At 39.0% G+C, this 24,584-nt stretch carries 19 protein-coding genes; 13 read left to right on the top strand and 6 right to left on the bottom strand.

Annotated features, from left to right (window positions below; genetic code table 11):
• Positions 1-10: 10 nt before the first annotated feature.
• The 6 genes from WFY05_RS09615 to WFY05_RS09590 all read left to right on the top strand — a co-directional run bounded on the left by WFY05_RS09615 (position 11) and on the right by WFY05_RS09590 (position 5,281).
• On the top strand, positions 11-343 hold the full coding sequence (locus tag WFY05_RS09615) for a hypothetical protein (protein WP_340112609.1): 333 nt from the start codon (positions 11-13) through the stop codon (positions 341-343).
• Between the two features lie 9 nt (positions 344-352).
• Complete coding sequence (locus WFY05_RS09610; RefSeq protein ID WP_340112608.1) at positions 353-718, top strand: FISUMP domain-containing protein; 366 nt, start codon at positions 353-355, stop codon at positions 716-718.
• A gap of 2 nt (positions 719-720) precedes the next feature.
• Positions 721-3,501 carry a hypothetical protein gene (locus tag WFY05_RS09605; RefSeq protein WP_340112607.1) on the top strand — a complete coding sequence of 927 codons (2,781 nt, stop codon included), beginning with the start codon at positions 721-723 and terminating at the stop codon, positions 3,499-3,501.
• Positions 3,502-3,505: 4 nt separating this feature from the next.
• The gene (locus WFY05_RS09600) at positions 3,506-4,018 is read left to right on the top strand and encodes a hypothetical protein (protein ID WP_340112606.1); all 513 of its coding nucleotides are present in this window, start codon (positions 3,506-3,508) and stop codon (positions 4,016-4,018) included.
• Positions 4,019-4,040: 22 nt separating this feature from the next.
• Positions 4,041-4,304 carry a hypothetical protein gene (locus WFY05_RS09595; RefSeq protein WP_340112605.1) on the top strand — a complete coding sequence of 88 codons (264 nt, stop codon included), beginning with the start codon at positions 4,041-4,043 and terminating at the stop codon, positions 4,302-4,304.
• A 158-nt stretch (positions 4,305-4,462) separates the two neighbouring features.
• Complete coding sequence (locus WFY05_RS09590) at positions 4,463-5,281, top strand: DNA adenine methylase (protein ID WP_340112604.1); 819 nt, start codon at positions 4,463-4,465, stop codon at positions 5,279-5,281.
• Positions 5,282-5,305: 24 nt separating this feature from the next.
• Here the strand turns inward: WFY05_RS09590 and WFY05_RS09585 are convergent, their stop codons facing one another.
• Positions 5,306-5,782, bottom strand: a complete 477-nt coding sequence (locus WFY05_RS09585; RefSeq protein WP_340112603.1) for a DUF3737 family protein — start codon at positions 5,780-5,782, stop codon at positions 5,306-5,308.
• 213 nt (positions 5,783-5,995) lie between these two features.
• Here WFY05_RS09585 and WFY05_RS09580 point away from each other — a divergent pair, with 213 nt between their 5' ends.
• Complete coding sequence (locus WFY05_RS09580; RefSeq protein WP_340112602.1) at positions 5,996-6,892, top strand: helix-turn-helix domain-containing protein; 897 nt, start codon at positions 5,996-5,998, stop codon at positions 6,890-6,892.
• A 27-nt stretch (positions 6,893-6,919) separates the two neighbouring features.
• Here WFY05_RS09580 and WFY05_RS09575 read toward each other — a convergent pair whose 3' ends face one another.
• From WFY05_RS09575 to WFY05_RS09555, 5 genes are all read right to left on the bottom strand, one after another.
• Positions 6,920-8,017 (bottom strand): MBL fold metallo-hydrolase, encoded by a 1,098-nt coding sequence (locus WFY05_RS09575; protein ID WP_340112601.1) that lies wholly within the window; start codon positions 8,015-8,017, stop codon positions 6,920-6,922.
• A 158-nt stretch (positions 8,018-8,175) separates the two neighbouring features.
• Positions 8,176-8,841 (bottom strand): SDR family oxidoreductase, encoded by a 666-nt coding sequence (locus WFY05_RS09570; protein ID WP_340112599.1) that lies wholly within the window; start codon positions 8,839-8,841, stop codon positions 8,176-8,178.
• A gap of 195 nt (positions 8,842-9,036) precedes the next feature.
• A complete protein-coding gene (locus tag WFY05_RS09565; protein ID WP_340112598.1) occupies positions 9,037-9,243 on the bottom strand; it encodes a hypothetical protein in 207 nt (68 codons plus the stop codon).
• Positions 9,244-9,285: 42 nt separating this feature from the next.
• On the bottom strand, positions 9,286-9,960 hold the full coding sequence (locus tag WFY05_RS09560; RefSeq protein WP_340112597.1) for a hypothetical protein: 675 nt from the start codon (positions 9,958-9,960) through the stop codon (positions 9,286-9,288).
• Between the two features lie 221 nt (positions 9,961-10,181).
• Positions 10,182-10,745 (bottom strand): Crp/Fnr family transcriptional regulator, encoded by a 564-nt coding sequence (locus WFY05_RS09555; protein ID WP_340112596.1) that lies wholly within the window; start codon positions 10,743-10,745, stop codon positions 10,182-10,184.
• A 175-nt stretch (positions 10,746-10,920) separates the two neighbouring features.
• On the opposite strand from WFY05_RS09555, the gene WFY05_RS09550 reads away from it, so the two are divergent.
• The 6 genes from WFY05_RS09550 to WFY05_RS09525 all read left to right on the top strand — a co-directional run bounded on the left by WFY05_RS09550 (position 10,921) and on the right by WFY05_RS09525 (position 24,581).
• The gene (locus WFY05_RS09550; RefSeq protein ID WP_340112595.1) at positions 10,921-12,258 is read left to right on the top strand and encodes an outer membrane protein assembly factor BamB family protein; all 1,338 of its coding nucleotides are present in this window, start codon (positions 10,921-10,923) and stop codon (positions 12,256-12,258) included.
• Between the two features lie 662 nt (positions 12,259-12,920).
• Positions 12,921-16,979, top strand: coding sequence for a hybrid sensor histidine kinase/response regulator transcription factor (locus WFY05_RS09545; RefSeq protein WP_340112594.1), 4,059 nt, complete (start codon positions 12,921-12,923; stop codon positions 16,977-16,979).
• A 187-nt stretch (positions 16,980-17,166) separates the two neighbouring features.
• Positions 17,167-17,760: a hypothetical protein gene (locus WFY05_RS09540; protein ID WP_340112593.1), complete on the top strand. Its 594-nt coding sequence runs from the start codon at positions 17,167-17,169 to the stop codon at positions 17,758-17,760.
• Positions 17,761-18,093: 333 nt separating this feature from the next.
• Positions 18,094-19,872: a T9SS type A sorting domain-containing protein gene (locus WFY05_RS09535; RefSeq protein ID WP_340112592.1), complete on the top strand. Its 1,779-nt coding sequence runs from the start codon at positions 18,094-18,096 to the stop codon at positions 19,870-19,872.
• A 19-nt stretch (positions 19,873-19,891) separates the two neighbouring features.
• Positions 19,892-21,973 carry a T9SS type A sorting domain-containing protein gene (locus WFY05_RS09530; protein WP_340112591.1) on the top strand — a complete coding sequence of 694 codons (2,082 nt, stop codon included), beginning with the start codon at positions 19,892-19,894 and terminating at the stop codon, positions 21,971-21,973.
• A gap of 85 nt (positions 21,974-22,058) precedes the next feature.
• Positions 22,059-24,581 carry a T9SS type A sorting domain-containing protein gene (locus WFY05_RS09525; protein WP_340112590.1) on the top strand — a complete coding sequence of 841 codons (2,523 nt, stop codon included), beginning with the start codon at positions 22,059-22,061 and terminating at the stop codon, positions 24,579-24,581.
• Positions 24,582-24,584 lie beyond the last annotated feature (3 nt).

The following is a 24,584-nucleotide window of genomic DNA, read 5'->3' as shown; positions in this document are numbered from 1 at the left end:
AACTATAACTATGGCAAAAAGAATTAAAGGCTCTGTCAGCCCTGAAATGGCAGCAGGAAGGGTACTGGCTCATGGAAAGGTAACTGATCTTTCGGCTGGTTTTAATATCGATAAAGGATACACTCCTTTTTCATTATTCATAATCGAAAAAGCAAATAAAAGTACTGATCCGGTATTGGTGAACTGTGAGACATGGCACGGCGATGGTTTTGCCGATTGTCCGCTAACTCCTAATTGTTGGGATGTTCCGTTTGTTCGCCGCATTAATACCAATGGTATTGATCTGGCATTGTATGATGTTTACTGGGGTACCGGAGGAGACGTTAGCGATGACGATGAATAGTATTTAGCGATGAGAAATCTAATAGGAAATAACAGAATACCCGTACGAATCAGAGGGATAATCTTTCAGCGTGGGTTTCCACCTGCAGCATATGGTGTTTTATACAACCCGGCAGCAATGAAGAATCCCAATCTGTTTACACCTCCCGGATGGCGCGTGCCAACCACTGAGGATGTAACGGATTTAATTAACTATCTGGGCGGGTCTGGTGTGGCAGGTGGTAAGTTAAAGAAAACCGATGTGTGGGAAGATCCTAACACAGGAGCAACTAATGAAACAGGATTCTCGGCTGTTCCGGCAGGAAACCGAAAAGACGACGGAACTTTTGAGAACAAGACTAAGAAGATTCGGATTTTAATTGATAATAGATTTTAGATATGGGACAATTCACAAGTTATACCGGCATAGTTAATGGCTTACCATCGCCAGGATCGAATAAGGCACATCCATCCGTATTTATTTATAACGGTGAAATGTACATGTACAGTTCCGGCGATAATACGGCCTATAAATGGAACGATACAAGCGGAATATGGGAATCAAATACCCTTTTTGCCACCTTTAGCGGTGGAACACCTTATAATTATGCCGCTTCTACTATTTTTACCTACAATTCTGAATTGTATCTAATAGAACAAAAAATTTCCGCACCGCAAGGTTGGAAGTGGAGCGTAGCAAACCAACAATGGGAACTAAACACCGCAATAATAGCCGGCTTAACTTATTCCAGTACCTATCCCTGGCCTAAAGTTTTCTTTTTAGGTGGTGAAATGTATTTGCTAATGGGGAACTCCGCCGGGACAACTGATGGTTGGAAATGGAACGAAACCGGCCAGCAATGGGAAACAAATGCTGGGATAACTGCCGGCCTTGAAGCCGACACAGGGGCTTATAATAGACTTGGTGTTGGATGGAATGGCGACGCTTTAATATTGATACTTGATGCCACTTTTCATTATAAATGGAACTCAGGGACAAGTCAATGGGATGCAATAAGCCTGGGAACGCTTCCAGACTATGACTATGAACTTTTTACATGGGATGGCACATTCTACTTAATTGCCGGTTCATCTTCATACTTGGGATACAGGTATGAACTTACGGGGAAAATCGATTCTGTAACTACTGAAGAAGGAACAAACCTGCAGGCAAAATTAGTTCTCAACCTTACGGAAGCATTGGAATCTGGAGAAACCTTAACGGCATATGATGCACCCTCAGCAGGCGATTTTGGTGATCCTGCTTACTTGGTCGAATTAACCCAGGTTGATAGTGTTACCTGGGAATATCAAACCAGCAAGGAAGAGGGAAGTATGTGTTACTTCCAGGTAAACGAAATTGCCAACGAAATTGAAATTGACTCCGGTGAATTTTCCGGGCGGTTTTACATTACAGCGGCAATAGTTCCAACAGCAATTAATATTAACAATGCCGACAATTACAGGGTTTTAGACAGTCCGGCGCATAATTTTAATCATGGACTTATTCTCTACAATGGATTTATTTATGGTTCGGCTCGTAACCTGCCAACAATAGGAGACGCAGATATTTTTAAAATTGAGGCAGCCGATTATTCAAATTATAGCCAAACACCATTATATAAATACAAAAACACCGTTAATGGTAGGCTTTATCCTTTCGATCAGCTCATCCAGGCCGGAGGGTTTCTTTGGTTGCACAATCAAAATAACTTGGTAAGAGTTAATCCAAGTGACCTCGATTATATGGTTTTTAATGGAGTGCCAGCAGCAAGCCATAAAGAACCACTTTGTACCGATGGAACTCACATATATTTAACTGGTGGCCTTGCAGCTACGAAATTAGATATTTCTGAATTGACTGGCACTTTTGCTTCGTATGGTTACGATGGATCGGATGCCGTTGCAATTCCACCGGCGGCTATTGTAGGATCGTGCACATTTAATCAATTACATCCGACAGAAACGGTATATTGCCATTCTTCAATAACCGACAGCCAGTATTTGTACTGCAGCATGTCAACACCTGCCAGCACACTAATCGGATACGATAGTGCCTTGGATATTAATATGTGCCATGTTCAGAAGATACGCAAATCGGATATGGTTTCGGTAGGTGATGTTGCTATACCTCGCTGTACTGACGATGTAATTCAAAACGGTGAATATTTATTTTTAGGCCCTGAATTGGGAACCGCCCCAAACGCGAATCAATTAGGCCATGACTGGGGCCTTTTGGCTATCAGGAAACAAACGCTGGAAATAAAGTATTTAAAAACGATTGTTCCGGCAAACGATACAGCATTAACCGACCGTAGTTTGTTTGGATTATTCCTTGTAGGGGATAAGATTATTGTACAGACGAATGCGACGCTTAAATATACACTTGTTATCGACATTTCAGAGGTTGAAAGCTGGGGGCCAGATCTTCCGTTTGGATATGCAACAGATGATATTTTTACATTTCAACTTAACGGAACAAATTTTACAGTTGCTTGTAACGAGTTGGTATTAGATAGCGCAGGTAATGTTCACACCAACACCTGGGAATCCGATACAATGGTGTTTAAGTTTACGCTTGACACCTTAACGGCAACCGATCCGGAGCCAGTAATAAGTACATCGTTGGTTTCATCAAGTTCTGATAATGCTGTAATAAGCGGCGAAATCATTAACACAGGTCAAAGTGCTATGACTGCCGTAGGCTTCAGATACGGTACTACTCCTGGAAGTTTAACCACAAATGTACCTGCCACCCTTGGCGATACTTTTGAAGAAACGCTATCGAGCCTCACACCGGGTATTTACTATATACAGGCATGGGGAACTAATACAGAGGGAACCTGGTACGGGAATATTATTGTGTTCTCAACCTACAACGTACTAACGCTTAGCCACGACAGCGACGATGCACTACTCGAATGGGTGGATGAAGCATTCGGATGCTCCATTCGTTGCGTTCAGGATGCGCCGGGAGTGGCAGACGGAACCACCGAAACCGCCACCGACCAGGACGGGAACGAATACAACACGATAGTTATTAATGAGAAGCGCTGGTTTGTTGAAAACCTGAAAGCAGTAAGCTACCGTAACGGTGAAAGTATCCCGGAAGTTACAGACGATATTGCATGGGCAGCCCTTGAGTCGGGAGGCCGTTGTTTCTACCAAAATAAAGAATAAGAATATGAAAGCACTATTATTGATTCCATTGTTATTGATCCCTTACCTACTTTACATTTATTGGCGTTACGGCATGACAGTCTCCATTTCGGCTACTGCTAAGCACCACCGCAGTACCTGGGAAAGCGTTTGGTTTGCCTTATCGCTTTGGGCAGTGGGTATTCCACTGATGATTGTGGGTTTTGAGGTTTCGAATCCCGACAGTGTATTGATACTTTGGCTACTGGCCGGTGGATTTATTTGCCTTATAGGTGCTGCCCAGGTATTCTGGAAAGGTGGGATGGAGTATAAGGCACACATGACAGGCAGTTATGGCGGCATAGGAGCCGGAATGCTGGCCCTGTTGATACATTGCACTTCGGTTGTAACTATTGCACTGGTGAGCCTGTTTGTTGTGTTTGCAGCGGTGCAAATGATTCCGTGGAAGAAGTTTGAAAAGTATAAGATACAAAACCGGATCTACTGGGTTGAAGTGTCGGCTATTGTAACCGCTCAACTGGCGCTTTTGTTGGCTTAATTAACGAATAGGAGGACAAAAAATGACTGTTAAGGAATGGTTTAAAACACAAGTAACGTTCGATGCTATTAAGGCATCGCTACCCATTTGGAAGAAAGTGTTTACTGACGGGTGGAATCTGATTATGTTTGCCGCTTTGGCAATTATGTGTTTTGTAATGTGGCGAACGAGCGACGACGCGGGAGCAGCTACCACCTTTTTAAGCACGTGGCTGGTGGTGCATCGTTACATAATTGCATTTAAGAACATGCAGCTGTCGGATTTAATGAACAGAAGAGGGGAATAAAAACCCCCGCCTCTCCCTGGTAAAGCTCTCACCCCGTACCAGGAAGCAAAGGTGCCATAACACCACGGCGAAGGCAGTAATGTCTTCACGGTGTTATGGCACCTTTATTTTATGGAGTGAGAGACGACAAATGTAAGAACTTTTTAATGATTTAGTGAATGAAAACGCCAATCAGTTACTACGGAGGGAAGCAAAACCTGATTACCACCATTATGCCATTGATACCCCCGCATGTTACCTATGTTGAACCTTTTGTGGGTGGCGGGGCTGTGTTTTGGTCGAAGCCCAAAAGCGAGGTAGAAGTGATCAACGACTACAACCGTGAGCTGATAAACTTTTACGAGGTGGCACAGAGCGAGTTTGTGGAGCTGGAGAAGATGATCAGAATTAGTTTGCACTCGAGGTCATTGCATAGTGATGCTACGGTGATTTATAATAATCCGCATATGTTTACCCGGATAAAAAGAGCCTGGGCAGTTTGGGTGCTGGCTGCACAGTCGTTTAGTGCCATGCTGGATGGCAGTTGGGGCTACGATAAGCAGAAGGGAACTACCTCGAGGAAGATTGCCACCAAGCGCGATCAGTTCACTATTGACTATGCCATACGCCTGCAGAACGTGCAGATTGAATGTACCGATGCGCTCCGGGTGATCCGTGCCAGGGACTATGATAAGGCTTTCTTTTATTGTGATCCGCCGTACTTTAATTCTGATTGCGGCCATTATGATGGCTACTCACAGGACGATTTTGAGGGGCTTTTGAAGCTGCTGGCAGGCCTGCAGGGTAAGTTCTTGATGAGCAGCTATCCGAGTGATATACTGGCTCAGTACGCCCGTGAGAACGACTGGTGCACCCGGCAGATAGAGCAGGCGGTGAGCGTGGCCAACGGCACCGGCAATGGAGGGAAAAGAAAGATAGAGGTACTTACAGCCAACTACGACCTGACCAACCCAAGTGGTGGCCTGGTATTGTTTTAATGGCCTTATAACAGCCTTGCAACACTATTGCAACTTTTTTGTACAAAATGTTTTAGATTTGTGTACTAAATGATTTGGCGAATATATATAATCGCCATTTTTTATTTTAACATCTTTAAATTCTATGTTCTTCGACCACCATGTACACTCCTGTGCATCGGTAAGTTCAACGTTCTCCAGGTACAATCCGTCAATCTCACGAAACATTTTTGGTGCTTCAACACGGGTATTAACCATTCTGATGTCTTTGCAGTACCAAATAGCAGCACGACCATAAGGAGTAAAAAGCGAGTCCTCAATAATTGCGTTGGTATTGTGCCAAAAAGGATATTTACCGTAAAATTCGCATTTTACTGCACGGATATTGCCGGCTTCTTTAAGCGCTGATTCTCCTGGATAAAATTTTACATTGTTCAGGTGTAAATTCCGGGCTGCAAATAAAGGACGTTCTCCTTCAAAAAATTTGTCTTCTATCAATTTCATTGCGATTTTTGTTCTCATTGTTATAATCAGACAACTTTATCTTTAATTGGTTTAAAATGGAGGCGCAAATTCCTGAAAAATTTTAATAAAAGAATGAATTTACGATGGAACCGATAGGAGCAATTACCCGGATTACCGAATTACATACCCATATTACGGAATATTGGTTTAGTGGGTAACACCTTAAAGAATAGTTGTTTAAATTTGTACTCAGTTTTAAAGCGATGAATTATGAGCGAAGTATTCAAAATAAAATCAGTAACCGAGTATAATAATCTGGTTGGACAGGAAACGCTGCACCCCCTGGTTAGTGTTATCGACTTTTCTAAAACCGAGCCGTTCCATTATTTCAAAGGGCAAATGGATGTTTATGCCATCTTTCTGAAAGACATTAAATGTGGGAATATAACCTATGGAATTAACGATTACGACTACGAAGAAGGTACACTGATTTTTATTTCGCCAGGCCAGGTATACGGAATTGAGGGAACCGGGGAAAAACAACAGGCTTCGGGTACCGCCATTATTTTTCATCCTGATTTGATACATGGCACATCACTGGGGAAGCATATCGATGACTATTCATTTTTTTCGTACGAAGTGAACGAAGCGCTGCACCTGTCGGCACGTGAGAGGTTAGTAATAAATGAATGTATTTCGAATATCAACTACGAGTTGCAACACGCTATTGATTCGCACAGTAAAACACTGATCGTTTCGTATCTCGAGCTTTTCTTAAACTACAGCAAACGCTTTTACGAGCGTCAGTTTGTTACGCGAAATCATGTAAATAAAGACTTATTGGCTCGGTTTGAGAAAGTACTAAACGACTATTTTAAATCGGAACAACCGCTTGAATCGGGCTTGCCTTCAGTTCGTTATTGCGCCGATAAATTGTTTATTTCTCCCAACTATCTGGGCGACCTGTTAAAGAAAGAAACCGGAAAATCGGCGCAGGAGCACATTCAGCTTAAAATGATTGAATTGGCAAAAGAAAAGATTTTTGATACTGAAAAATCGATCAGCGAAATTGCTTACGAACTGGGTTTTAAACATCCGCAGCATTTTACCCGAATGTTTAAAAAGCAGGTTGGTATGTCACCAAATGAATACCGAAGTCTTAACTAATTGCTAAAATTCGAATTATCCTTCGGATCAGTCAATTCCTTTCCACCACATTTTGAAGGTTTGCGTGCTGTCGGATAGTAGGACCGGCTCACCAATTTGCGGTGTTAAAACGGCAATCTCAGAATCAGCCTTATTTGTCATGATCTTATTTAGCGGCTCATCCCAGGGATGGTTGGCCAAAGCAAATTTGGAATTATGAACCGGCAAAATATTTTCAGCCTGAAGTTCTTTTGCTACTTTAAATACTTGTTCCGGCATCATATGAATCAGGTTCCAGTTGTTATCGTATTGTCCCTGTTCAAGTATGGCCAGATCAAATGGACCGAATTTTTTACCAATTTCTGCAAAGTGCGTATCATATCCGCCATCGCCACCTAAAAACAGATTGTAATCCGGTGTTTGCAGTACAAAAGATGCCCACAGAGTTTGGTTGCCTTTCATTCCTCGTCCCGAAAAATGGCGGGCAGGAGTGGCTGTTAACTGCCATCCGCTTTCTAATTCTGTTCCTTCGTACCAGTCCAGTTCGGTAATCTTCGAAGGATCGAAACCCCAGTGTTCAAAATGCTGGCCAACTCCCAAACTGCTAATTATGTGGTTTGTTTTGGGTTTTAAATCCATTACTGTTTTATAATCCAGGTGATCCCAGTGGTCGTGAGTAATGATCAAATAATCGATGGGAGGGAAGTCTTCAGCCTGAAATGCGCTTGTTCCTTTAAAAGCTTTGTTTATGAATGAAAAAGGCGATGCATAAGGGCTAAATACAGGATCGATAAGAAATGTTTTTCCTTTTAACCGGATGAAATACGACGAATGTCCGAACCAAACCAAAACATCTTCTTCAGGATTCAAAGCTTTAAGATCGGTATTAATCACCGGAAGTTCTTTGGTTGGTGAAAGCCGGATTTTCTTGCGGAACATAAAATCCATCATTACCTTAAACCGGCTTTTATCGGCAGTGATTGTTGGTGTTTTGCTCAGGTTTTTAAATTCACCGTCTCTGTAATTTGGCGATTTTTTAATCCGCTCTAAACGCTCGCCTTTGGGCAGTTGACCAAATTTGGGCTGGTTTAAAATAATAAAGGCCGTTACAGCTATTATGAGTACGATCGCTATTAGTATTCCCATTATTTTCATGTTTTCAGAATAAATGCTTTTGTCCGATAATTATGGATGTAAATATGGTCCGAATTTTTGTTATTCAACTTATCCCGTTTACGGATTTACCTACCTGAATTACGGATAACAAAACATCCGTTCAAAAGATTTGTTTTTGGGAATATTATTTAATTCTGGTCAATATACTTTTTTAAGGCTTCAGATATGCTATGTTCACCGCTGCTCATTTCGATGGTTTTACGGAACGTGGCTTCATTTTCAAGAACGGCCATTATTATTTCGGCTACAGCAGTTCTCGGAATCTCGCGCTCGAGTTGAGAAGGATCATTTGTCATTTTTACTTTTCTGGCTTCGTATTCGTCGGTCAACCTTACTGGCCTTAAAATGGTATAATCGAGCTCGCTTCGAGTCAGTTCCTTATCAGCGTAATGTTTGGCAATATAATAAGGTTTTATGCTCGATTGGTTCCAGTAAGATCTGTCATCGGCACGCGCGGCACTCACCATTACAAAACGTTTTACCTGATGATTTTCTGCCGCATGGATGGCTTTTACTGCCCCGTCTAAATCAATTTCCAGTGTTTTATCGAAACCTGTTTTACCGCCTGAACCTGCAGTAAAAACAATAGCATCAAAACCTTTAACCACTTTACCGATTACTTCTTCAGAACTTTCCAGGCTTTCAATGATTACCGGAACTCCAATTTCCTCGAAATATGCGCGCTGTTCTTCTTTTCGAATAAAAGTGGTTGGTTTATATTTCTCCGAGGTACTTAATCTTTCTGAAAGGATTCGCCCTATTTTTCCGTTTGCTCCAATTATTAATACTTTCATTTGGTTCTTCTTTAAATAATACATACAACTGTTGTCCAAAAATGTTTTTCACAGTGGAAATTGAGGAAAGTAAATGCAGTTTGCCGGAAAGCGGGAATGGACGAAAAAAGGTCCTCCGGAAATATACCCGGAAGACCTTTCATTTAGTTATTTTACGACAATAAAACTATCGTTGTTCCTTAACTGGCATTTATTTTATTTCTGTTTTTTTCGTTGTATGACTAAAACACCAACAATCCCCATAAAGCCTCCCATAAATCCGCTGATGGCACCACTCATGCCATTCCCCATTGCATTGTCGATTATTGAGTCGGGCACAGGAATAAAGAAGTATACCATTATAAAACTCATAATAAATCCCATTGTTCCACCTATAAGTCCTTGTTTCAAAAAGTTTTTCATTGTTATTTGATTGTGTTTATAGTTAAAATACTTTAGGAAAGCCTATTGCAATAAGGTGCTGATAAAAATCCCAAACTGTTGATCTTCAATTTTATGAGGACTGTAACAATCGAAGTTATAAGCTGCCCCAAATGAAAACGTTTTATAGCTGAGTCCCAGGCGACCATAAACAAAACTACGATCGTGTTTCCCAATTTCTGTATTCTGGCTGTAAATTCCCTGAACATGAGTATACAACGACCATGCACCTTTAATTTGCGGACGATATTCAACGATGGCTAAAGTTTCGAAATTTTTAGTTTCGGTGAGGTGAAAACCCGAATTGATTACACCCATAAAATTTCTGCTATGATAAGCATACTGGGCGCCTGCATACGGCCTGAATCCCCACTGTGAGTTAAAAACTGCTCCTGAAAGCAGGCTAACTCCTTTATACAGATCGTATTTAAAAAAAGCCAGGTTGATCGATTCTCTTAAAAATTCATCGTTATCGTAGTCGGCTTTTAAATACGATAAACCAAAAAATCCAAACTTACTGCCTGCAGCCAGTTTTTTATCAATTATCAGCTGCGAAGTCCAACCATCGGTTCCGAGGAAAATTTCCAGGGGAATAGGTGCCGACTGATGTGCCGGAGCATCACCCGGTTGAGCATTACTTTGGATTGAAGTAAAAACTGCGATAATCAAAACCAATATTCCAACGCCAATTCTTTTCATAACTTTTCCTTTTTAGTTTGTTTTTTCAATTCTTCGTTTCCTTTGATTCAGCGATAATTCCTGGCAGACTGGGCATAGTTTTCTAAAGCAAGCCGGTGTTCTTTATGCTTCTGCAATGATGTTGTCGTGACCGTGTCTGGTCATTCAACTTGAATATTAAGAAGACGATGATGCAAATGTATTTTTGGGGGAGGAGAATTCTTTTTACAAATGTTAAAAAGCTATTTTTTTGAGCGGATGCGACTTAACTGTACCTGCGAAATGCCCAAATAACCGGCTGTATCGCCCAGACTAATTCGTTGCTGGAGGTGCCCGTATTCGCGAATAAACTTGGCGTAGCGCTCCGTTGCATCAAGATAAAGCAAGCCTTTCAGGTTTGAAATGGCGGTATAAGCAACTATCGAAACAAACTTTCGGGCGAAACTCTCGAAAGAATGATATTGCCGGCAAAGACGCTCAAATTCCTCGTATTCCAGGTAGTGAATCACTGATTTCTCCAAAGCTACTGTTGAATATTCGGCCGGCAAATCATTAAAGAAGCTGTCGGTGGCAATAAAAAATTGGTTCTCTTCAAAAAAACGAAATACAAACTGATTGTCGTTATGGAAGTAGAAGTGCTTTACCAAACCAGATTTTACAAAAAACAAGTGCCTGCATATTCTACCTTCATTATGTATCTGTTCTCCTTTAGCGTATGTTGCCGTTTTAGTGAGTTGTAATAATTCGGCAGCCGCTTCATCCGAAAGCGGTGAAATCTTATTTATATTATTTAAAAATTCGTTCATGAACTAAAATCAAACAACACTGCGCTTGTAACGATAATATGAAGGCTTTTCGGCCTTTTTTGTTCAAAGGATACTAATGTAGTTATTTTCAATGTGAGCACCTATTTGCCGCGAAAAGGATTAAACTATTTCACAAATTCGAAGTCAAAAAAGCTAAACCACAAAAAAACTAACTATGAAAAGGTTATTCCTACTTATCCTGTTTGTTTCTTCGTTTACATTTGTTTTTGCCCAGGACTGGCCCCAATATCTCGGACCTGATCGTAACAGTATTTCACCGGAAAAAGGCCTTCTTCGTTCGTGGCCCGAAACAGGTCCGGAAGTACTTTGGCGGATTGATGTTGGAATTGGCTATGGTGGCCCGGTGATAAAAGACGGGAAAGTGTACCTGCTCGACCGTAATGATGAGGAAGGGGATAAGATGCGCTGTTTCGACCTGAATACCGGCGAAGAACTTTGGAAGTTTGAATACGATGCGGCCGGTGAAGTAATGTTTCCGGGCTCGCGAAGTGTCCCGATTGTGGATGATAAGCATGTGTATTCGTGCGGCCCATACGGCGATTTGTATTGTATCGACATAAATTCACACAAACCGATCTGGAACGCTAATGTGTGGACTGATTTTGGAGGAGAGATTCCCGAAGGTGGAAATCCCGGATTTGGAGACAGCGGAGGTTTTCCAACCTGGGCCATTTCGCAATGTCCATTAATTTATGGCGATTTATTGATTCTTGCTTCGCAGGCTCCTGAAGCCGGTGTAGTAGCTTATAATAAAAATTCGGGTGATTTAGTTTGGAAAACACCTTCGCTGGGGAAGACCGGGTATGTAAGTCCTACAATTGTTAAAATTGATGGTAACGATCATGTAGTGATGATAACAGCATCGGGTGGCGGTCGTGGCGGCCAGCCGGTTGAACCGGGAAGCGTGGTTGGGATCGATCCGTTAAGCGGAGAAAAACTTTGGGAATTTAACAACTGGGTGTGTCGTATTCCGGTGCCAAGTGCTGTTGATGCCGGCGATAATAAGTTATTGATAGCCGGAGGATATGAACTTGGAGCTTTAATGATTCAGGTTGAAAAGCAGGCCGACGGAACTTATGGCACCAAAGAAATCTTCAGAACGGAAGAGTTTGGCGACCAAACAAAAACACCGATCCTTTACGAAGGATATTTTTATGCCGAATATGGAACAAACAATACCCGCGACGGTTTAACGTGCATGAATATGGATGGTGAAATTATGTGGAAAACCAAACGCGATCCCGATTTCAATAAAGGAAGCATGATTATAGCCGACGGCTTAATGCTGGCTACCGACGGCGCTAAAACTTTGTACTTGATCGAGCCGGATCCTTCAGGCTTTAAACCTTTGGCATCGTCTGAGTTATTGACGGAAAAAGAAGGTGGAGGAGGTCGCTTTGGCACCCAAAACTGGGCTCCGATTGCACTGGCTGAAGGGAAACTGCTGATTCGCGATCAGAAACAGATGTTGTGTGTGAAGGTGGGTGAATAAATGCTCAATTATTCCAGCATGACCGTCAAATTCTAACTCATGTAGGTTCATTTTGTGAATTAGCCTGGTGAAAAGCGCTTAAGTTGTTGAATTTAAGCGCTTTTCTTTTTGATTTTACAGGTAGCGTTATTGACGGGAGAGAATACGGTTACCTTGCACAGAGTCCATCAGGTTTGGATATGTTGGATTCCAGATTGCCTTTGTATTATCCAATTCAGAAGGCAAATTATTATTTGTATTACATAATGAATTGGCATTTAGGCGTTTAATTTGTATATTATTTATAAGCGAATTTCAATGTCATGAAACAGTTAGAGTAAATAACCGTAATACTTTTATCTCAAAAGATGGGCAAGTGGGAAATTGTATTTCTTCAGGAGCAACTGATTTTGTTATGGATTTAAACACAACTGCAGAATAATAAAATGATCATTCATCGAAGGTACATATTGTTGCTATTGATTGCTGTTTGTGTAATAAATATACATTTTTGTGAAGCTCAATATTATCATTCGTTTCAATACTTTGCTCCCGATGAAGTTCAAGTTGCTTTTTCGAGAGCATTTCTTGACAGAGACGGATATATATGGTTTATTCCAACACAACAAGACTCCGATGAATTTTACAGATTCGATGGATATTCTTTTAAGTATATAACTAAATTGAAAAATCTTGATGGTTTTTTAGCTTATGGCAACATCAGGAATAATGCAAAACTTGATCATGATAGAGAATTCTGGATAGCCGGAAATACCGGTCTGTTGTGGATGCGAAATGGAAATATCTACAGACATATTAACAAAACAAATGGATTAATTAATGATACCATAATAGCTATTGAACCTGCTGAGAAAGGAATCTGGGTTGTTCAAAAAGGAGGGATATCATTTATTATAAAAGATGAAAATGACGTTGAAGTTTTCAATGTGCCTGATGCATTAATACCTACCGATATTCAAATTTCAAAGTCTTTGTCAGAAAATATCTACCCAATTCTGATAAAGACACTAAACAACGATTGTTTGGTCGCTCACCAAATTAATATTGACGGGACAATGGTCCTTCATAAATTTTCGTTTAAAGACTCGGTTTTTTTTGTTGAAGAATTTGTTAAACTGCCATTTGCACTAAAAAGACTAAATGAAATTAACAATCACCGGGATTTGATTGGTTATTCAAGTGACGGTGCGAAATTAATCTATATTCAATCGGATGGGACCTTTGAACCAATCGGCGAGGAATACAGTGATTATTTTGGGGAAGATAAAAATGGGAACGCGTATTTTTGTGCAAATGAGCAAGACAGTTCAGAAATTATACGGGGCCATATCAGTGATTTTATTAAAAATTCCAGTACTACTAAAAGCACGGCTTACTTTAAATACAGTGCAAAATTAAAAAGGATACCACTATCGAATATTTACACTAATGATGTATTTTATTGCGGCAGATATCTCGCCATAAAACCATTTGATGAAGAACAGGAATATTTACTTTCTGATGATGAGATTATTAAAACCAAAACAACGTATTGGGGGATGTTTTGCCAGATAAACAGTAATAGTCTGTGGTCGTCAAAATGGCAAACCAACGATACGAAATTGATTACTTATAATCCAAACATCATATTGCACGAATTCAGCAATGATATTAACGGATTTTTTGTATTCAATAAATCTGAGAGTAATTTAGTGGTTGCCTATCCACGTTTTTTGGATAAAAAGAGGAATCCTGATCCCGAATGTTTCCATCATAATTCCAGTCATAAATTTAAGTTCCTGTATACCAATCCGAATAACAGGATATTAAGGGACAAAAAAAACAACATTTGGATTAAAGATTGGTCCGATAGTGAGTTGAAAAAAATAGATGTATTAACAAAAAATACTGCCACTGAACAAACTCTGAAAGTTAAATCAAAGGGCTGGTGGGTTCCGGATCAGGAAGGTGGAGTCTATCTCAGAGATAATGATTCAACATTCAGTCATTTATCTGAAAATTTTAAATATTCCTATAATTTTCCATTTCGTGAAGAAGTATTAGCAGCGAGATTATTAAGTCGTGATAAGCTTATCTTTCAATTTAATAACTCATTGTTTACGTGGCATAAAGGGGAATGGTGTAATATTAACTTATCGGACACGTCAGGTTTCAGGATAATTGACGATAACAATTACGGTGCAGTAATTGAGTTCAACTCAAATCGCTGGGCAAGGATAACCGAAAACAATGAGTTAAAATTCTATGATAAATATTTTGAAAATAATAAATATGAAGAATTTACTTTTTCACAAACCGACAAACATAACAGAACCTTTTTTCTGCACAAGAATCCTGAAGATTATATCACTGACGTTCTGCTGATTGAAGAGAATGGAAATACTAAAATATTACCCTTTGCAAAACCTGTTAATGTGCTATTTAAAAGATATTTATCTACTCCAGAGATACTGGACGAATCAAAAGAGATCGTTTATCTTTTAAATAATGATATTTACATATTCAATGATTCAATCGGATTTTTCTACAAAGTTGGTAGTACAAATGGTTTTCTGACTTATATCTGGAGTAGTTTTATAGACGATGAACTATACATATCCGGCTGGGGAAACCATATTCTCGAAGTGGATTTTAATAGCATAAAATATAAACTTCCGGAAATTATTCTTCAAAATGTCATTTTAGCTGATCGTACTAAACTATTCCTTTCTGACGAGCAAATTGAGTTGAAGGAGAATCAAAGTATCGCTTTTCAATATTTTACCACCGACGAGTATATCACTAAGAATATAGAATATCAAACCAAACTTGTTGGATTTGATGGACAATGGAAGACACAGGCAAAGAGAAACTTTATTGAATACACGCACCTACCTCCCGGAGATTATACTTTTATGGCCAGGGTGATTGGTGAGAACTGGGTATGGAGCGAACCCGTTCGTTATAATTTTACAGTACTTCCATTGTGGTATCAGTCGAAGCTGGCATATACTACATATTTAATACTACTTTCTGGATTTATTTATTTAATCGTTAAAATAAGTATCAGTCGATTAAAACGAAAGAATATTATACTTGAAGCAAAGGTTAAAGAAAAGACAGATCAAATAATAAATCAGCACCTTCAGGTTGAAGAATTGAAAAACCGATTTTACACGAATATTTCACATGAATTCAGAACACCGCTCACGCTAATAAACGGTAATACAGAACAACTCGAAAGAGAAACTGAAAAGCCAAGACAAAAGAGAATGATTCACTCCATTCGAAAAGCATCGAACCAGTTATTAAAGCTGGTAAACGAAATGCTGGATCTTACCAAACTTGAAGCAGATATGTTTAAGTTATCAGGACAACGAACCAATGTAGTTCATACAATCAAACTGGTGTGGCAAATGTATATTTCGGAAGCCGATCGTTACGGAATAAAATATACTTGCACCTTCAGCAGGAAAAATATACTGTTATGGCACGATAAAAATATCCTGGAGAAAATTTTACAGAATCTGATATCCAATGCTTTGAAATACACGCAAAATGGAGGATCTGTTCATATCCAAACAGATGTAATTGATCGTGATGGAAATGATGAAGAGTGTTTAAGAATTTCGGTAAAAGATAACGGAATAGGAATACCTTCAGATCAGATTCAAAAAATATTTGATCGTTTTTATCAAACCGGTCAAAAATCCATTAGAGTTACGGCAAGCAGCGGAGTTGGACTGGCACTTGTAAAAGAACTTGTGGAACTGCATAAAGGAACGATAGAAGTAATAAGCGAAGAGGGAACAGGTACTGAGTTTATTCTGTTATTTCCAATGAATATGGAAGAAAAATTAAATGGTGATGAGATCTCTGAAAATGAAAAAACTCCTTACCAGTTACACCAGGAAACCCGGCAAGTTGATACGTTTCTGAATACCGGAGAGAATGGTAAAACTGAATTAAAAAAAACAGACAAACCTTTGATTTTAGTAGTTGAGGACAACCACGATCTACGTGAACACATAAAAGACATATTACATGATACGTATCGTGTAAATGAGGCAATTAACGGGGTGCATGGTTTAGAACTCGCCATTAAGAAATTGCCGGAACTGATACTCAGCGATGTAATGATGCCCGAAATGGATGGGGAAGAAATGTGTCGTAAAATAAAAGAGAATAAAATAACCAGTCACATCCCGGTGGTTCTCTTAACTGCAAAAGCAGATAAAAAAAGTAAAATTTCCGGACTTGAACTTGGTGCCGATGATTACATCACAAAACCTTTCGATCGTGAAGAACTTATCGCCCGTATTAAAAACCTGGTTGAACAGCGCAGGTTGCTAAAGCAAAAGTTTTCATACGCTTTTATTAAGGGAGAGAAAAAGCTAGCTGGCAACATCAGGGATGATAAGTTGATAGAACAGGTAGTTGATTTTATTCAAAAGAATATCGACAGAACAGATATTACTGTCGAACGACTATGTCGAGAGTTAGCAATGAGCCAACCGAACCTGTACCGCAAAATAAAAGCCATCACGAATTATACTCCGTCGGAACTGATCCGTTTAATCCGGATCAAATATTCGATATCCTTACTTCAATCCGGTAATACTGTTTCTGAAGCAGCTTATGCATCAGGATTTAACAGTGTGGCCTATTACTCAAAAAGTTTTAAAAAACTGATGGGCAAATCACCGGGCAGATATTTAAAATCTACTGATTCTATTAATTAGAATAAACAAGTACTGCTATCATTTAAATCTCCAACAAGCATTTTTCAAATCCTGAAAAACGAAATTTCATTTTTTGAAATCCCTTTGAATGATTCGTATAAAAGTCAGAATGATTTGTGTAAGATCATTTAGTAGCGAATTAATAACTTGAATACCAATGAATTCATGTGGAATTAAAATTTAAGTTATGAAAAGGATTTTATTGGTATTTTGTATTGTGTTCCTAATTTTCTCGTGCGAAAAAGACGATCTTACAGGTTCTGATACTTTGGACAGTCAGGATTTATTATTGAAAAGCGGCAAACCCAATCAACCGGGCGACAATTTAAAAGTATTTAGGTACCAAGGTGAAACCGTTGGATATGTGATATACGATGAAAAAAGTAACCTAATGGCATTTGTTGGTGGTGATGTTCGTGAATTTTGTTCAGGTGGTTGGGACGTTGATATTTTAAACTTGCAAGAAATTGTTTTGGAAGATGGTGGAGACTTCCCCAGGGTCATTCAACTAAAGAAAGGAGATGAGGTTAGAGTTCAGGTCTATAACTTATCTTATTGGGATTGTGACATTTTAGCATCAACCGAGCCCGTATTTGTTGGCAAAGGGCACTACGTGTTCACAGATAATGATGCATTTGCATGGGATGGGGAAGGTAATAACACCAATGTGTACGGATTTAGATTAAATGGTGATGGTGTTACCGTTATATGGCATGTGATGTGGGATGGTGAAGATTTTTGGTCATCACTTAAACATAATGAAATCGTTAAATTGAAATAATCGAATTTAGAAAATGAAGAGATTGCAGAATCTCATCACTCTTTTTTAACACATATAATGAGGCCGTCTTAAATCTTGTTATGAGATGGCCTCATTGCCCTCAGTTCCTGCCCTGAAATTATTTAGAATTCGTAGTGGAGAAGCTATGTATACTGATTAAAGCTACTTATGTATTATGACGGATAACCAGATTAGATCAAATTCTTCCCCAGACCTAAACTGAATGATTTGTACAAAAGATCGAATGATATCTGAAAGAACACCACCTATTAAATCGGTATCTTACTGAATAGCTACTAATAGCTGTAAATGTGAACTCAAAAATTATTTAAGATGAAATCAAGAATTTTTACTTATGTTACAATTTTAGTGCTGTTGACTATCCAGTCAGTTTCCGCACAAAGTTGGTATAACAGGGGTAGCCTGCCGGAATCATATGATATGGGTGGGAATCCTATGAACGATCATGGAACAACCACTCCAGGGTATGTAATTTCCAATACTTCATCACCTCCGGATGGATTTGGAACGTATATGACAATCATTAGTGCAAGTCAATACCTTGGCAAAGCTATTAAATTGAGTGCCTATGTAAAATCGGAAGATGTTACAAACTGGGCCGGATTATGGGTGAGAGTTGATAGGGAGGATGGCAGTTTAACCTTCGATAATATGTCTCCAAGACATATTTCCGGAACAACCGATTGGACACAATGTGAAATAATATTGGATGTCCCGGTTGAAGCCTCAGAAATATATTTTGGTTTGTTATTGGATGGAGACGGTAAAGTATGGGTTGATGGGCTGAAACTGGAACAAGCAGATAAAATATGGGAAACTCAAAACTCAGGTCTTCAAAGTGATGTGTGTTTTTCGATTCAGGCAATAGATGAAAATGTTGTTTGGGTGGGTGGCGAAAATGGTTACTATTCAAAAACGGATGATGGTGGTGCTACCTGGTCTCCTGGAAAAATAAATAATACGCCGGATGGAGCACTTTTTTCTGTGGCGGTTATTAATTCAAATGTATGTTATTTCCTCTGGCAGAATTGGAACTCTGGAGATGCACGGATCTACAAAACAGTAGATGGGGGAGCTAACTGGGTCTTATCATACAGGAATATAACTCCGGGTGTATGGTTAAATTCAATTGCTTTCTGGAATGAGAATGAAGGTATCGCTACAGGTGATCCGATTGATGGTGAATTCCTAGTTGTTACCACATCTGATGGTGGATCAACATGGGAAAAAGTCGCCGGAGAATATATTCCAAATCCAAAAGATAATGAAGTTGGGTTTACCGCTAATGGAGGAACATCCCTGGCAGTACAAGGCGATGGGAATGTTTGGTTTGGAACATTTAACCAAACGAATTCTGCACCAGTACGTATTTTTAGATCTAACGATTATGGGAATACCTGGAACGCCGTAACAACACCAATTTCTACAAATGGTGAAGCATCAGTAATTGCGACTATCGCTTTTAAAGATTCACTTACAGGATTTGCAGGAGTTAATATCTATCCTTATTCAGGCTCCGATAGTACATTGTTACAAACAACTGATGGTGGATACAACTGGTCTTTTGTCGAGTCTTTTCTGCCAATTAATCCCAATACAATAGCATTTATACCCGGAACAAATTCACTTTTTGTTACATCACTTCAGGGAACAGGATTTTCTGAGGATGGTGGTTTGACCTGGCGGCTTGTTAGTACAGAAATACTAGCACCAATGAGTTTCGGCAGTACTAACTCTGGCTGGGCTGGAGGGAACTTTGAAGAGCGACAAGTGGTAAAATACTACGGCGATTTTGTTACCTCAATCCCAGCCAATGCTATTCCATATTCTAGGCATTTTGATCTTGATCAAAATTATCCTAATCCGTTCAACAGTATCACACAGATTAATTATGATTTATTGGAAGCGACGCAGGTACAGCTTTCCCTTTACGATCTTGCTGGAAGAAAAATTAAGATACTAGTCGATGAACATCAGCAACAAGGACTACATTCTTTTCAATTTAATGCCTCAAACTTGCACGACGGTATATATATCTATGAATTGAGAACTGAAGAATCCATTCAAAGTAGGAGAATGATAAAGAACTGATCTATTACTTGTAAGAATCATGAGATTATTATCGACCATATTTCTCATTTTGTCTGTGACAAATAGTGTTTACTCTAAAGTTTTGGATGTTCCCACTGAAAAATATCCCACTATTCAGGCAGCTATTGATAGTGCCGTGGCTGGTGATACAGTATTGGTTCAACCGGGTATTTATTACGAATCCATCTTTATTGGCAAAAATATTTCGGTAGCCAGCTTATTCCTAACCACCGGCGAAGCTTCCTTTATACATAATACTATAATTGATGGAAATGATCTCCGAGGCTGCGTCGGAATTAGAAATTTTCTTAAAAAGACTTCATATCCAAGCGCGACCACACTGCTTTGTGGCTTTACCATAAGGAATGGTTCTGGTGGTTGCGGGAGTCTAAGTGTATGCACCGGAGGAGGGATTACTATCAAAAATTCCAGACCCATTTTATCGGATTTGATCATCACATCGAATACAGGATCTTGGGGTGGTGGAATTTATATGGATAGTAATTCTATACCTCATTTTAGAAATGTTACCATCAAGGAGAATTTCGCCGATAGAGGTGGAGGAATTTTCATTGGTTCAGTTGGGGGACTTGGAAATTTTGGAGGACCATACACAGGTGTTGCCCATCTTGAATTTGACGAATCGAAGCCCAGCAGTATTTATAACAATTATGCCACTTGTGGAAACGATCTGTATTATCATGGGAACCGTAAACGTGGTGACAGCACAATTATAAACCTGGTACTGGATACCTTTACGGTAAAAAAACCTACCAATATTCACCTCTGTCCTAAAGACAGATTCACGGTTCAGATTCGTAACAATAAAATAGAACAATCATATCAGGATTTATATGTTTCGCCTTCTGGCGATGATAACAATAGTGGTTTATCTGCAGAAGAACCTTTAAAGTCCTTTCAATCTGCAATCGTAAAGATTTATGCTGATAGTCTTCATCCAAGGACGATTCATCTTGCCAATGGAAATTATATAATCGATAATTTTTCATTTGGAATTCCTGACTATGTGAAAGTAAAGGGAGAGTCAAGGGACCTAGTTAAGTTACAAAATACAACTTATAATGAATTTTTCAGTCTACGCAAAAATAAGTCTGCAACTCTTGAAAATATGACATTGCTGGGAGACGGAGACCAAACAGGTATTTATTCCAACAATTCAATACTGGCAGTTCGCAATGTTACTTTCAAGGGAGTATCTTTAATTATTAATAACTCGGACGCTCAAATAACTAACTCAGTAGTTAAAAACAATCAGGACGCGGCCGGTATTGTAATGTTCGAGTCAAAAGCTGAGTTAAGAAATGTTGAGATTAGCAATAACAAAGATTGGTTGGTTGGCGCAATACGGTGTGAAGAGAACTCATATATAAATATGTTTAATTGCACGCTTAACAATAATACATCTAATAATTATAGTACCGGAGGAATACATATTAGCAATGAGTTATCCATTCATATTGTGAATTCAATTTTATGGAATAATGGATGGAAGGAAATTGGGATTAATGTAGGTGGAGAATCTCAAAATGTAATTGTAAGTGTGGTTAATTCATTAATAAAAGGTGGAGAAGAAGGTAGTATTTTACATTATTATCCGGGTGGAACTGTAAATTGGTTAGATGGGAATATAGACCTCGATCCACAATTCCTTGATGCTTCAGCTGGAGTTTATTCACTATCATTTACTTCTCCTGCAATTGATAATGGGATTCAGGATACAATGATTGTATACAACGACGGGAATGATACCCTCTTTGTTCCTGCAATGGAACATTATGGCTCATATGTTGATATGGGAGCGTACGAATTCAATCCCGAAATTACTACAATAAGAAATCTACAACGGGATGATCAGTTTACATTGTTCAAAATTTATCCTAATCCAACTTCAGGCAGAATAGAGCTCAGTGGCCTTACAAATCCTGCGGATCTAAATATTTTCAATATGAAAGGTCAGTTAATAAAAAATATACAGCAGGTTATGAAGACTATTGACATATCGGAACTTCAGCCCGGGATTTATTTATTAGAAATGCATACAAACGATAATAATTATTTATCCAAGGTGGTTAAAAAGTAGCATGCTTGAATGGGCAATAAAGGATCACTGAAAGGACCGGATCGACAGTAGACTGGTTCATTTACAAATTACAAATTTAAAGGTCATGAAACATTTAACACTACTACTTCTTATTTCATTGTTAGGTATCGCTCAACAAGGGATTAAAGCACAAACATACTTTGGAGATCCCGGTTTAAAAAACAAGTCGGGGAAGAAAACTGATTTAAGCGACGAAAAACGCCGTGAAATTAATGCTCTAACGGATTCCATTGGTAAACGAAAAAGCGAATACACCAAGGAAGACTGGCAAGCGTTGATTGATGTTTGGTGGGGCGAAGGATTATCTACCGATATGAAACTAGAGATATTCGACCGCTACTGGAAAGTGATCGATGAAGAATTTGCTTGCTTTAATCGGTTAGATATTGATTGGCAGCTTTTAAGGCAATTGTATAGGCCTGAAATTGAGGCAGGTGTGAGCAGAGGTAGATTTCAGGCCATATTAAGCCACATGAACTTAGCTTTAATGGATGGGCATACTTATGCATTAAATTCATCTATTGCCATGAATATCTCAGAAGTAGGTATTCCATTAATCGGTAGGAATAATCCTTTTGATTCAAATGCTAATAATCTGGGTGCTGCACTATCACCTCTTCCGGACAGTACTTTATTAGTTTACAAGGTTGTTGAAAATCATCCATTGGGGTTAAAGCCTGGAGATAGAGTAATAGGCTATGAAGGTGTGCCCTGGTCTATTTTATACAAACAGTTATTATCATGTGAAATACCTCTTGCAAACTTATTCCCAGGTTGCACAAAAGAAAGTACCTATCATTTTTGGTTAACCAGTGCAGCAAATAATGCTCATCTTTTTGAAACCGTCGATATAATTAAATATGGACATTCTGATACCTTGCATCTGTCCACAGAACCTTTGCATAATGTGGAAATCAAAATATATGCAAATCCTCAATTATCAGTTCAAGGTGTTGATTTTCCTGATTATGAAAATGGCCAGTCGGTAAGTTTTGGGGTGTTGGAAGGCAGCAACATAGCTTATGTATACATGTATGATTGGTTTAAAGAAACCGGGGGAGATGATTTTAAAGACTTCATGGAATATCTATTACTTGATTCGATTTCGGAAGGATTGATTCTGGATACTAGATTCAACAGTGGAGGTGATATCACCCTAGCAATAGGTGGGATTGAACCGCTGTTTAATAATAGTTTTTATACGTTAGGTTGGTCAATTAGAGAGAATAAAACAGATCATTTAAAATTAACTAAAAATTTCAGCGATTTTAACAGATTTTATGAACGGGACAAAATATCGGGTAATGATCAGATATACGGTAAACCTATTGCCATTTTAACAGGACCTGCATCTATAAGTGTTGGAGATATTTTTCCATATGTGGCTAGTAAACATCAGTACTCTAGAACTTTTGGAAAACCAACTGCTGGTGCTTTCTCTTCATATGACTATGGTCAAAGTATGATCACATCAAATAAAGATTTCTATTTTAAGTATGCCGTATGTAATTTCTTTAGTCCTGATAGTTCGGATGTGTATCTAGCGCATACAGCTCCTCCTGTAGATGAAGAAATATGGCTGGAGCCCGATGCTGTGGCAAAAGGAGTTGATAATGTAGTTGCCCGTGCTGTAGAATGGATCAATCAGGAAGTCTATCCGTATTCTGCAATTGCTTACGATGTTTATCAGAAACCAGGCACCATCTATAAAACAGGAGTACATATAAAAAATTCTGACGATCACGAGGTTGCGGTGTGGTCTTATTTGTACAACAAAGACTTGAATTTAATTGATTCTATAGAGTTGCAACACATCGATTCAAGCTATTATTCGGCTGAGTTTCTACTGAGCGAGCAGGAAGCAGATTATCATCTTGGATTTAAATCGTTTGACCTCACAAAAAATGTTCAACACGAAATTTCTTCTGCAAACTTTTTTACTACCAAAGGTCCAATTAAATACATGGCCTATCGCGTTGGCAATGATTCAATCATAAATCCTAAGACACACCCAGGCGACCGATTTAGCTTCCACCTTTTAATGTATAATGCAGGGAAATCATCCATTTTAAATGGGATTAAAATAAAAGCAAAAAGTCTGGATCCTGCCATTAATGTTTATCGGAATGAATCAGGGCCAACCAATATCGATCCTTTGGGAACAACCTGGTTTCAGTCAGGACTTGGTATAATCGTCTCTGATACTGCTAAAACGGCTGAATACCCCATACAACTTAACATTTATAAGGATGATCAGCTGACCTGGATTGATACTATGTATCTCGCTGTGAATGATGGAACAGTCGATATCACTGAATTGCAGACATCATCGGTAAGTTTGCAGCAGAATTTCCCAAATCCTTTTACTCATTCATCCCACATAGTATATCAACTCCCAAAACAAACTAAGGTACAACTCACCGTTTATGATGTGACAGGAAGAAGAGTGTGTACACTTGTTAATCAGCAACAACAAGGGGGATATCATCAGGAGCTTTTTGACGCATCCGGTTTGCAAAGTGGAATTTATATCTACGAATTAAGAACGGAAAAATCCGTTCAAAGCCGGAGAATGATTAAGAACTGATTA

It is taken from the genome of Maribellus mangrovi (assembly GCF_037646455.1).
GTDB lineage: Bacteria > Bacteroidota > Bacteroidia > Bacteroidales > Prolixibacteraceae > Draconibacterium > Draconibacterium mangrovi_A.
Note: the sequence above shows the minus strand (reverse complement) of the source record. Positions and strands in the feature narration are given on the sequence as shown.

What these genes read in the sequence shown, in the direction of transcription:
- WFY05_RS09615 (WP_340112609.1), top strand. Translation starts at nt 11, where the DNA reads ATGGCAAAAAGAATTAAAGGCTCTGTCAGCCCTGAAATGGCAGCAGGA.
- WFY05_RS09610 (WP_340112608.1), top strand. Translation starts at nt 353, where the DNA reads ATGAGAAATCTAATAGGAAATAACAGAATACCCGTACGAATCAGAGGG.
- WFY05_RS09605 (WP_340112607.1), top strand. Translation starts at nt 721, where the DNA reads ATGGGACAATTCACAAGTTATACCGGCATAGTTAATGGCTTACCATCG.
- WFY05_RS09600 (WP_340112606.1), top strand. Translation starts at nt 3,506, where the DNA reads ATGAAAGCACTATTATTGATTCCATTGTTATTGATCCCTTACCTACTT.
- WFY05_RS09595 (WP_340112605.1), top strand. Translation starts at nt 4,041, where the DNA reads ATGACTGTTAAGGAATGGTTTAAAACACAAGTAACGTTCGATGCTATT.
- WFY05_RS09590 (WP_340112604.1), top strand. Translation starts at nt 4,463, where the DNA reads ATGAAAACGCCAATCAGTTACTACGGAGGGAAGCAAAACCTGATTACC.
- WFY05_RS09585 (WP_340112603.1), bottom strand. Translation starts at nt 5,782, where the DNA reads ATGAGAACAAAAATCGCAATGAAATTGATAGAAGACAAATTTTTTGAA.
- WFY05_RS09580 (WP_340112602.1), top strand. Translation starts at nt 5,996, where the DNA reads ATGAGCGAAGTATTCAAAATAAAATCAGTAACCGAGTATAATAATCTG.
- WFY05_RS09575 (WP_340112601.1), bottom strand. Translation starts at nt 8,017, where the DNA reads ATGGGAATACTAATAGCGATCGTACTCATAATAGCTGTAACGGCCTTT.
- WFY05_RS09570 (WP_340112599.1), bottom strand. Translation starts at nt 8,841, where the DNA reads ATGAAAGTATTAATAATTGGAGCAAACGGAAAAATAGGGCGAATCCTT.
- WFY05_RS09565 (WP_340112598.1), bottom strand. Translation starts at nt 9,243, where the DNA reads ATGAAAAACTTTTTGAAACAAGGACTTATAGGTGGAACAATGGGATTT.
- WFY05_RS09560 (WP_340112597.1), bottom strand. Translation starts at nt 9,960, where the DNA reads ATGAAAAGAATTGGCGTTGGAATATTGGTTTTGATTATCGCAGTTTTT.
- WFY05_RS09555 (WP_340112596.1), bottom strand. Translation starts at nt 10,745, where the DNA reads ATGAACGAATTTTTAAATAATATAAATAAGATTTCACCGCTTTCGGAT.
- WFY05_RS09550 (WP_340112595.1), top strand. Translation starts at nt 10,921, where the DNA reads ATGAAAAGGTTATTCCTACTTATCCTGTTTGTTTCTTCGTTTACATTT.
- WFY05_RS09540 (WP_340112593.1), top strand. Translation starts at nt 17,167, where the DNA reads ATGAAAAGGATTTTATTGGTATTTTGTATTGTGTTCCTAATTTTCTCG.
- WFY05_RS09535 (WP_340112592.1), top strand. Translation starts at nt 18,094, where the DNA reads ATGAAATCAAGAATTTTTACTTATGTTACAATTTTAGTGCTGTTGACT.
- WFY05_RS09530 (WP_340112591.1), top strand. Translation starts at nt 19,892, where the DNA reads ATGAGATTATTATCGACCATATTTCTCATTTTGTCTGTGACAAATAGT.
- WFY05_RS09525 (WP_340112590.1), top strand. Translation starts at nt 22,059, where the DNA reads ATGAAACATTTAACACTACTACTTCTTATTTCATTGTTAGGTATCGCT.